Source organism: Micromonospora qiuiae (assembly GCF_016863555.1).
Taxonomy (GTDB): Bacteria; Actinomycetota; Actinomycetes; order Mycobacteriales; family Micromonosporaceae; genus Micromonospora; species Micromonospora qiuiae.
This window is the reverse complement of the sequence record NZ_BOPC01000134.1, coordinates 1-9,094: the sequence shown is the minus strand read 5'-3', so window position 1 is coordinate 9,094 and position 9,094 is coordinate 1. Positions and strand designations below refer to the sequence as shown.

Sequence of the window (9,094 nt, the reverse complement as noted above, 5' to 3'; positions counted from 1 at the left end):
GCGAGTTGCGGCATCCTGCGTGACGGTGCTGGATGAGAGCGCCTCAAGCTGATTGATCGGTCGCTGTACGGGCAGGACTCGCCTCGTCGTCACCGCCCAATTGCCGGACTCGCCAATTCGGCGGGCGCCCCCACAGGGACGCCCGCCGAGTCCGTTGTCTCAAACCGGCGCAGGGCCGGCCGGACGGATCAGCCCACGGTGGCGAACCAGTCCTGTACGACCGGGATGTCGACGCGCTGGTAGCCGCCGAGGTAGCGGCAGTTGTCTGTGTAGCCGTAGCTGGTGACGGCCACGAGGTAACCGTTGAGGAAGGTGGGGCCGCCCGAGTCACCGAAGCAGGTGCCTCCACCACCGCGGTTGTCGTTCGGGTTGCCGTTCATCTGCAACACCTGCGGCGTGAGCTTCTGACCGGGGGAGGTGGTGTAGCGACGGAGCAGCGGGTAGCTCATCGGCTGCGGCTTCTGCGGGCCGTCCTCCGGCTTGCGCACCTCGGTGCCGTAGCCCACCACCTCGAAGATCGTCGAGTTCAGCTTCGGCTGGCGGAACTGGTCGAGGTAGTTCCTCGGCGCCACCGTCGCCGGCTGGATGTTCGTCACGGCTTCGTCGAGCACGATGACGCCCACGTCATTCCAGTTGTCAAGGTCCGTGAAGTCCGAGTACTCGGGGTGGGTGATCGCTGTGCCGGAGAGGTAGCCGGCCGCCTTGAGCTCCGCAGGGGTGTAGCCGACGCTCGGGTCCGTTGCCACCGGGAACGGGGCCGGCGCCGCCTCGGCGATGAAGGAGTCGAAGGTGACCAGAGTGCTGCCCAGGGTGCCCTGGGTGCAGTGGGCAGCGGTCAGCAGGACGGTCGGCGAGACGAGCGTTGCCGAGCAGCGGTACCGGCCGACGGAGTCGTAGAACATGATCAGCCCGACATTCGGGTTCCGGTCGCCATCCGGCTCGCCGCCGGTGACGGCGGCGGCGGGCATCGCGCTGGCCAGCAGGGCGACGGTAGTCATCACGGCAATGGCCACGGTGCGGCGGAGATGTCTCATGCCGAGGCATCCTGCCTGCATAGTTGCTCTTCGCACAACCATCGAATGACGCCGTACTTTGGACCGACAGGAAGTTGCGCCGTGAGGGCCGCATCAAGCGGCGGCGGTCCCTCGCTCCTGCTTGAGTTGGGCGCTCCCGCTCTTGCTGATCTTCCCGGCGCGGCCGGTGGCAGGCTTCCTCGGCGCTAGCTGCGATACGCGCTGCGGGAAGATGCCAAGAAGCCCACCCGCGTCACGGACCATGTAGCCCTTGGCGAGCAGCGCACGGGCCGCGCTCACCGTCGCTTTTTCGGCGGACTCCTCAGCTTTGCGTAGAGCGCTGCGGGCCTTGTGGGCGCGGGTCACCTCTTGCGGCAGTTCGGGCTGCACGTCGACATCGAAGCTGTTCGGGTCGATGTCGAGCATGAGGGCGATGGCTTCACGTGCCATCTCTTCGACCTGGTCGAGACGGCGAGCTTGAGAGAACACGCCCTTGATCTCTGCCACACTGATCGCCCACCAAGAGCCCGAGCGTACGCATCTGGCGGCGTACTTCATCAACTATCCCCTTCATGGAAGGCCAGACCGAGCAGGATTTGCGTCCGTAGTCGGTTGGTATCCCTGCTTCGAGGAATAACGATGCCAAGCCAGGCAAATTTGTAGATGGTGTGCGCCGTCACCTGGTCCGCCGAGGATCGCGAGTTGGTCGCCACCTGCGCCGAATTCCCCTCGCTCTCCTGGCTGGCTCCCACCCAGATCGAGGCGCTGCAAGGGCTCCAGGACCTGCTGTGTGAAGTGACCGAAGACATGCGGGAGCAGGGCGAGCAGGTGCCGCAGCCGTTCGCTGCCTGATCAACTCCGGCAAATCGAGGCTGCGCGGCTCCGTTTCGGCGTTGTGGCGGTGTCCAGGCGACCCGGATGCCGCCATGCCGCCGTAACGGAGCCGATCAACGCCGCCGCAGGCGCGCGGGTCAGTCGAAGGAGGGGAGGGTGGGGCCGAGGACGTCGTCGGCGTCGACGATGGTGTACGCGTAGCCCTGCTCGGCGAGGAAGCGTTGGCGGTGGGCGGCGTACTCGGTGTCGATGGTGTCGCGGGAGACGACCGTGTAGAAGTGGGCCTGCCGGCCGTCGGCCTTGGGGCGTAGCACCCGGCCGAGCCGCTGTGCCTCCTCCTGGCGGGAGCCGAACGTGCCGGAGACCTGGATCGCCACCGCCGCCTCGGGCAGGTCGATGGAGAAGTTGCCCACCTTCGAGATGACCAGTGTCCGAAGCGAGCCGGAGCGGAACGCGTCGAACAGCCGCTCGCGCTCGCGATTCGTGGTGGAGCCCTGCACGATCGGCGCGTCCAGATATTCCCCCAACTGGTGCAGCTGGTCGATGTACGCGCCGATGACCAGGGTCTGCTCGTCCGGGTGCCGGTCCACCAGGGCCTTCACCACCGGCAGCTTGGTGCGGGCGGTGGCCGCCATCCGGTAGCGCTCCTCGGTCTCCGCGGTGGCGTACGACATCCGCTCGGCGTCGGTCAGGGTGACGCGTACCTCGATGCACTCGGCCGGGGCGATCCAGCCCTGCGCCTCGATGTCCTTCCAGGGTGCGTCGTACCGCTTCGGGCCGATCAGGCTGAACACGTCGCCCTCCCGGCCGTCCTCCCGAACCAGGGTGGCGGTCAGGCCCAGCCGGCGGCGGGCCTGGAGGTCCGCGGTGAAGCGGAAGATCGGCGCGGGCAGCAGATGCACCTCGTCGTAGACGACCAGGCCCCAGTCGCGGGCGTTAAACAGGTCCAGGTGGGTGAAGACGCCCTTCTTCCGGGAGGTGAGCACCTGGTACGTGGCGATGGTGACCGGGCGGATCTCCTTGCGCTCGCCGGAGTATTCCCCGATCTCCTCCTCGGTCAGCGAGGTGCGGGCGATCAGCTCGCGCTTCCACTGCCGGCCGGCGACCGTGTTGGTGACCAGGATCAGCGTGGTCGCCTTCGCCTCGGCCATCGCCGCCGCGCCCACCAGGGTCTTGCCGGCGCCGCAGGGCAGCACCACCACCCCGGACCCGCCGGCCCAGAACGAATCCACGGCCTCCCGCTGGTACGACCGCAGCGTCCACGGCTTCCCGCCGTCCTTGCCGGCCTCGGCCAGCTCGATCGGGTGCGCCTCGCCGTCGACGTACCCAGCCAGGTCCTCCGCCGGCCAGCCCAGCTTGAGCAGGGCCTGCTTGAGCCGCCCCCGCTCGGACGGGTGCACCGCGATGGTGTCGTCGTCCAGCTTCGCGCCGAGCATCCCGGCCAGCTTCTTGCTCTTGGCCACCTCGACCAGCACCACCCGGTCCAGGGCCCGCAGCACCAGGCCGTGTGCCGGGTCGTTGACGAGCTGCAACCGGCCGTACCGGTCCATGGTCTCGGCCACGTCGACGAGCAGGGCGTGCGGCACCGGATAGCGCGAATACTTGATCAGCGCGTCGACCACGCCCTCGGCGTCGTGGCCGGCGGCGCGGGCGTTCCAGAGCCCGAGCGGGGTCAGCCGGTACGTGTGCACGTGCTCGGGGGAGCGCTCCAGCTCGGCGAAGGGCGCGATGGCCATCCGGCACGCCTGGGCGTCCGGGTGGTCGATCTCCAGCAGCAGGGTCTTGTCCGACTGCACGATCAGGGGTCCACCGCTCACGCCGAGTCTCCTCCTCCGTACGGATGATCCGCCCCCACGGCAGGCGTCTGACCTGCCTCAGGGCGACCATCCAGTGTTGCACGCTGCGGCCGGTGGCAAGAACACGCGCGCGAGCGCAACCGAACGGGTGCCTCGGTGCGTCTAGGAGGAGGGGGCGAGCGCGGGGGGCGGTGCTCCGTGAGGTTGGGCCGCCCTCGCGATCGTCCCGCCGGTCGGGACCGGTGCGTGCACGTTCGACCGCGGTCAGACGGGCCAGGCGCGGGGGCCGCTCCCGTCACCGCGGATCAGCCAACGGGGGCGAGCGGCGCGCCCGGGCCCGATCGGCGAGGTTTCGCCGTCGCCCCGCCACGGGTATGGGCCGCGTGAGATCGCTACACGCTGGTGCTGGCCGGCCGCCGTGCGGGATGACACCCTTGACGGCAGAGCCGGACGGTACGGGGAGGGCAGATGACCGTCGACCAGGACGTTGTCCCCGAGCACGAGCAGGCTGAACCCGTCTCCACCGCGACGGTGATCGGGTACACGGTGTTCGGGTTTTTGCTGGCCGGTTGGTTCCTCTTCATCTGGCTGGTGGTGCAGAAGGGCTTCGTCGACTCGGTGGGCGAGGTGGCGGGTATCGGTTTCGCGCTGCTGCTGCTCGTGGCGATCATCGGGTCGGTGCGGCGCAACCTGCGCTGACCGGGCTCATTTTCTCCAGCACCGCCGCTGACCGGGCTCACTTCTCCAGCACCGCCGCAGTGATCCGGTGCAGCGCGAAGGTGTGCAACATTTCCGTCCGCTCGTCCTCGGCGCGCAGGTAGCCCGCACCGAGTGAGACGGGCCGGACCAGCCGGGACGCGGTCGCCCCGTGCGCGTCGACATATCCGACCCAGACCAGCGCCTTGTCGCGTACCGCCTGCTGGAGCACGGCCAGGGCATCGCTGTGACTGTGCGCGGGCACCGGCCCGGTCGGCGTCGCGCCGCGTACCACCGCCGGCGCCCGACGTGCCGCCCGTGCTGCCGCGTCGCCTCGGCGGATCTGCTCGACCACGCCGAGCAGGCGCGGCAGCGGCAGGCGCGGAGTCGCCAACGGATCGCCCGACCGGGTGGCCACCGACACCCGGGCCGGCGCCCGCCGGGCTCTCGGGCGGGTGAGCATCGCCGAACCGGTGGAGTCCTCGGCCACCGGCGCGTAACCGGCCTCCCGCAGCACGCTGAGCATCCGGCCGGCCTGGTAGGAAGTGACCAGCACCGTCGGCGCGAGCCGCCGCAACGCCAACTCCGCCACCCGCCGGTCGGCCAGCACCTCGGCCAGCAGCGCCTCGTCGTCGCTGCGCAGATACGCCCCGGCGGAGCCGGCCCGCAGCCCGCCGTGTTTGCGCGCCACGTCGTCGATCAGGTAGGCCAATCCCTGCGGCACCGGCGTACGCGACCGGCGCCGGAAAAGTGCGTGCAGGTCGTCGGCGGAGTAGCCGATGTCCAACGCCCGGCGCACACTGCCCGAAGTCACCCGGTGCACGCTCGCCCCACCGGCCGATTCGGGTTCGGCGACCAGGTCCAACTCGGCGGCGAGCGCCGGCTCCGGCGGCCCGGGTACCACCACGGTCAGGTCGGCCTGCACCAGGAAGTGATCCACCGGGGCGGGCAGCAGCGCGTCCAACGCCCGGAGCGCCGTGCCGGCGTCCTCGGCGTCGGAACGCAGCCCGAGCGGGTCGTCGCTGTCGCGGTCCTCGGTCGCGGTCGCCTCGGCCAGCAGCAGCCGCCCGTACGAGGTGAGCGCCCCCAGTCCGGTCACGCCCAGCGTGGCCGCCTCGGCGAGCACCTCCCGATGGGCCGTCTCCCGGCCCCGGCTGCGCCGGGGCGCCCGCCACTCGAGCAGCGCCTGCAGCTCCTCGGCGGTGGGTGCGGTCGCCGGCTCCAGTTCGGCGAGCACGCCGAGCACCGCCCGTCGGGTGGCCGGCGCGCCGGCTCGCTCCGCCTCGGCGGAGAGCACCGTGATCGGCCGATCCCGGTCGTCGCGCTGGCCGACCAGCCCGGCCTGCCGGGTCATGGTCAGCCAGGCGCGGGCCAGCTGCTCCCAGCGCTGGGCCAGCGAACCCGCCCGCCACAGCTCGTAGCCGGCGGCGGGCAGCACCTGCTGGTCGACGCCGTACCGGGCGGCGGAGCCGGGCAGCTCCACCTCGCCGGTGAGCCCGGCCGCGTACGCCACCTCCAGCAGCAGCGCCGCCGTCGACTCGTCCAGCCCGGTGGCGCGTGCCAGCCGCCGCAGATCACGTACGCCGAGGCCGCCCGAGCGCAGCACCGGCGCCGGTTCGGCGGCCAGCTGTTCCAGCAGCGCCTCGGTGTGGCGTACCACCTCCATGGTCTGCCCGGCCCCGGCGGAGTCGACGGCTTTCGGCTCCCGGCCGGTGGCGGCCACCGGCGGCGGGCTGGTGCTCAGCGGGCCCAGCGGCCCGGTGTCGCGGCGCAGCAGCAGCCCGATCTCCCGGGGCAGCTCGACCATGCCCGTGGTGCCGCCTTTGCCGCCGGCGACCCGCACGAGCAGCCGGTGGTCGACCAGCCAGCGCACCGGTGAGCCGGTCGCCGCCCCGCCGTTGGTTTCGTCCGGGGGCAGCTCGTCATCGGCACCGGCGGCCGGGGCCTGCAACGCGCCGGGCGGCACGCTGCCGACCGGGGGCCCGGCCGCGAGCCGGTCCAGGATCGCCCGCGCCGACGGGGGCGCGGCCATCAGGGTCCGCCGCAGTTTCGCCGGGTCCGCGCAGAGCGCTGCCGTGCGCGGGTCCAGCTCGGCCGCCGGTCGGCCGAGTCCGGCCGGGTACGGGGAGATCTCGTCGATGCCACCGACGAGCTGCAACCGGTGGTCGGGGCCGTACAGCAGGAGGCGTGCGCGCAGCCGGTCGACGGCGGCTCGGACGGCGGCCGGTGCGGGCGGGTGCTGGCCGGCGGTGGCCATTGCCAGGACCCCGTCGACCGAGGTGGTGCCGTCGGCCGGATCACGGGTCAGCCGGGCGGCGTCCATGATCTGGAGGGTGAACCGGTCCAGCTCGTCCAGGGCACGCGACACCGAGACCCGGGACTGGGCCCGGATCGCGAGCGCGGCGATGTCGGCGGGTACCGGTACGACGAGGTCGGGCCGCTGCTGGAGCAGGGCGGCGAGTGACTCGTCGGGCAGCGACCGCAGGTGGTCGGCGAGTGAGGTGCTCATCGTCGTTCCACGCTAGCCCGCACCGGCCTGCTCCCGCCCATCGGACGACCGGGCTGGGGCGGTCGGTCGGCCAGGTAGCGTTCCAGGATGTCTGCACTGACCGTCGGGTTCGACCTCGACATGACCCTGGTCGATTCGCGTCCCGGCATCGCCGCGGCCTTCCGGGCACTGACCGAGCGGACGGGCGTACCCGTCGACGCCGAGGCGGCAGTGTCCCGGCTCGGCCCACCGTTGCGTACCGAGATCGCCCGCTGGTTCCCGCCCGAGCGGGTCGAGGAAGCGGTCCGGATCTACCGCGAGCTCTACCCGGCGTACGCGATCACCCCGTCCGTGCCGATGCCCGGCGCTCGGGCGGCCATCGACGCCGTCCGGGAACATGGCGGCCGGGTGCTGGTGGTAACGGCGAAGCACGGCCGGCTGGCCCGGCTGCATCTCGACCATCTGGGGCTGGTGGTGGACGAGCTGGCCGGAGATCTGTTCGCCGAGGAGAAGGCGACCGCGTTACGCGTCCACGGCGCAACCCACTATGTCGGCGATCACGTGGCGGACATGGCGGCTGCGCGGGCGGCCGGCGTGCCCGGGATCGCGGTGGCGACCGGGCCGTGCTCGGCCGACGAGCTGCGGTCCGCCGGGGCGGCTGAGCTGCTGGCGGATCTGACCGGATTCCCGGCGGCGATCGACCGCATGATCCGGCTAGCCTTGAGGCAGTAGACGGTTCAACACGAAGCAGAGGTTCTCAGGTGCCTACGGGTCGAGTGAAGTGGTACGACGCGACCAAGGGATATGGGTTCGTCACCAGTGACGAGGGTGGCGACGTGTTCCTGCCGAAGGCCGCGCTACCGGCGGGTGTCACCGACCTCAAGGGTGGTCAGCGGGTCGAGTTCAGCGTGGTGGACAGCCGGCGTGGTGCGCAGGCGATGGGAGTGAAGCTGCTGGAGGCCCCGCCGTCCGTGGCGGAACTGCGCCGCCGGCCCGCCGAGGAACTGCACGGCCTGGTGGAAGACATGATCAAGGTGCTGGAGGCGAAGGTCCAGCCCGACCTGCGCCGGGGTCGTTTCCCGGATCGCAAGGCCGCCCAGAAGATCGCTCAGCTGGTCCACGCGGTCGCCCGCGAGCTGGAGGTCTGAGGCACGAGCCCGGCGTCGGTGGCCCGGCCGAGCAACGCCTCGACGGCGGCGAACCCCGATTCTCCCAGGTCGGCGGTGTATTCGTTGACGTAGAGGCCGATGTGCCGGTCCACCACGTCGGGCTCCATCTCCTGGGCGTGCGCCAGCACGTATTCCCGGCTGGCCGTCGGGTCGGCCCAGGCCCGCTGGACGGAGTCCCGGATCCACCCGGCGGCCTGCTCCGGGTCGACCGTGCCGTGCCGGGCCAGGATGGCGCCGAGCGGGATCGGCAGGCCGGTGTCGCGCTCCCACCACTCACCCAGGTCGACCAGGGCGGTCAGGCCGTGCCGCGGATAGGTGAACCGCGCCTCGTGGATCACCAGCCCGGCGTCGTACCGCCCGGCGGCGACGCCGGGCATGATCTCGTGGAACGGCACCACCTCGATACGCTCTGGCGTGCGGCCGGCCGCCCAGAGCCGGAAGAGCAGGTACGCGGTGGTCCGATCGCCGGGCACCGCCACGGTCGCACCGCGCAGGTCGCTGCGCTCGGGCCCGCCGGCGCGGTCGGTCCGGGTCAGCACCAGCGGCCCGCACCCGCGCCCCAACGCACCCCCGCAGGGCAGCAGGTGGTAGCCGTCCAGCAGCCAGGGCAGCGCCGCGTAACTCACCTTCACCAGGTCGTACGCGCCGCGCTCGGCGGCGGTGTTGGTGACGTCGACGTCGGCGTAGGTCACCTCGACCGGCGGCGCGCCGGGCACCTGCCCGTGCACGAGAGCGTGGAAGACGAACGTGTCGTTGGGGCAGGGCGAGATCGCCAGCGAGAGCGCCACACCCCCACCGTAACCCCGCCCCCGGTGACCGCTCGCCGCGGCATTGTCGTCGTCAGCCAGAGCACATCCCGCTGCGGCCCAACCCGATCGAGGAGCCCCGCCCCCGTGCGTTAGGTGTTCGGCCCCCCAGGCTGATCGGGCTCGGCGCCGCACCACCACCTCCACGCCGCCCCGCCCCCGCTCCCACCGCCCCGCCGCCGCCCCGCCCCCGCTCCCGCCGCCCCGCCGCCCCGTCGCCCTCACCGCCGCCCCGTCGCCCTCACCGCCGCCCCGCCGCCCCCGCCGCCGCCCCGCCGCCGCCCCCGCCGCC

Annotated in this window: 9 protein-coding genes; 4 read left to right on the top strand and 5 right to left on the bottom strand. The window is 71.9% G+C overall.

All coding sequences use genetic code 11. The features are described 5' to 3' along the window. Window positions 1-188: 188 nt before the first annotated feature. Together Vqi01_RS29405 and Vqi01_RS29400 are read right to left on the bottom strand one after the other, a co-directional pair. Window positions 189-1,034 carry a S1 family peptidase gene (locus Vqi01_RS29405; RefSeq protein WP_239098756.1) on the bottom strand — a complete coding sequence of 282 codons (846 nt, stop codon included), beginning with the start codon at window positions 1,032-1,034 and terminating at the stop codon, window positions 189-191. Window positions 1,035-1,127: 93 nt separating this feature from the next. After that, window positions 1,128-1,571: a type II toxin-antitoxin system HicB family antitoxin gene (locus tag Vqi01_RS29400; RefSeq protein WP_204038397.1), complete on the bottom strand. Its 444-nt coding sequence runs from the start codon at window positions 1,569-1,571 to the stop codon at window positions 1,128-1,130. Window positions 1,572-1,676: 105 nt separating this feature from the next. Here Vqi01_RS29400 and Vqi01_RS29395 point away from each other — a divergent pair, with 105 nt between their 5' ends. Further along, window positions 1,677-1,865: a hypothetical protein gene (locus Vqi01_RS29395; RefSeq protein WP_239098755.1), complete on the top strand. Its 189-nt coding sequence runs from the start codon at window positions 1,677-1,679 to the stop codon at window positions 1,863-1,865. Window positions 1,866-1,984: 119 nt separating this feature from the next. Here the strand turns inward: Vqi01_RS29395 and Vqi01_RS29390 are convergent, their stop codons facing one another. Then, entirely contained in the window at window positions 1,985-3,664 is a 1,680-nt protein-coding gene (locus Vqi01_RS29390) for a DNA repair helicase XPB (protein ID WP_204038396.1), read from the bottom strand. Window positions 3,665-4,111: 447 nt separating this feature from the next. On the opposite strand from Vqi01_RS29390, the gene Vqi01_RS29385 reads away from it, so the two are divergent. Then, window positions 4,112-4,342 carry a hypothetical protein gene (locus Vqi01_RS29385; RefSeq protein WP_204038395.1) on the top strand — a complete coding sequence of 77 codons (231 nt, stop codon included), beginning with the start codon at window positions 4,112-4,114 and terminating at the stop codon, window positions 4,340-4,342. 37 nt (window positions 4,343-4,379) lie between these two features. On the opposite strand, the gene Vqi01_RS29380 is transcribed toward Vqi01_RS29385, so the two are convergent. After that, on the bottom strand, window positions 4,380-6,848 hold the full coding sequence (locus tag Vqi01_RS29380) for a helicase-associated domain-containing protein (RefSeq protein ID WP_204038394.1): 2,469 nt from the start codon (window positions 6,846-6,848) through the stop codon (window positions 4,380-4,382). 87 nt (window positions 6,849-6,935) lie between these two features. Here Vqi01_RS29380 and Vqi01_RS29375 point away from each other — a divergent pair, with 87 nt between their 5' ends. Beyond that, entirely contained in the window at window positions 6,936-7,559 is a 624-nt protein-coding gene (locus Vqi01_RS29375; RefSeq protein ID WP_204038393.1) for an HAD family hydrolase, read from the top strand. A 29-nt stretch (window positions 7,560-7,588) separates the two neighbouring features. Next, window positions 7,589-7,975, top strand: a complete 387-nt coding sequence (locus tag Vqi01_RS29370; protein WP_204038392.1) for a cold-shock protein — start codon at window positions 7,589-7,591, stop codon at window positions 7,973-7,975. On the opposite strand, the gene Vqi01_RS29365 is transcribed toward Vqi01_RS29370, so the two are convergent. Then, a complete protein-coding gene (locus tag Vqi01_RS29365) occupies window positions 7,936-8,784 on the bottom strand; it encodes a 1,4-dihydroxy-6-naphtoate synthase (RefSeq protein ID WP_204038391.1) in 849 nt (282 codons plus the stop codon). The two genes, Vqi01_RS29370 and Vqi01_RS29365, sit on opposite strands and share 40 nt — an antisense overlap. Window positions 8,785-9,094 lie beyond the last annotated feature (310 nt).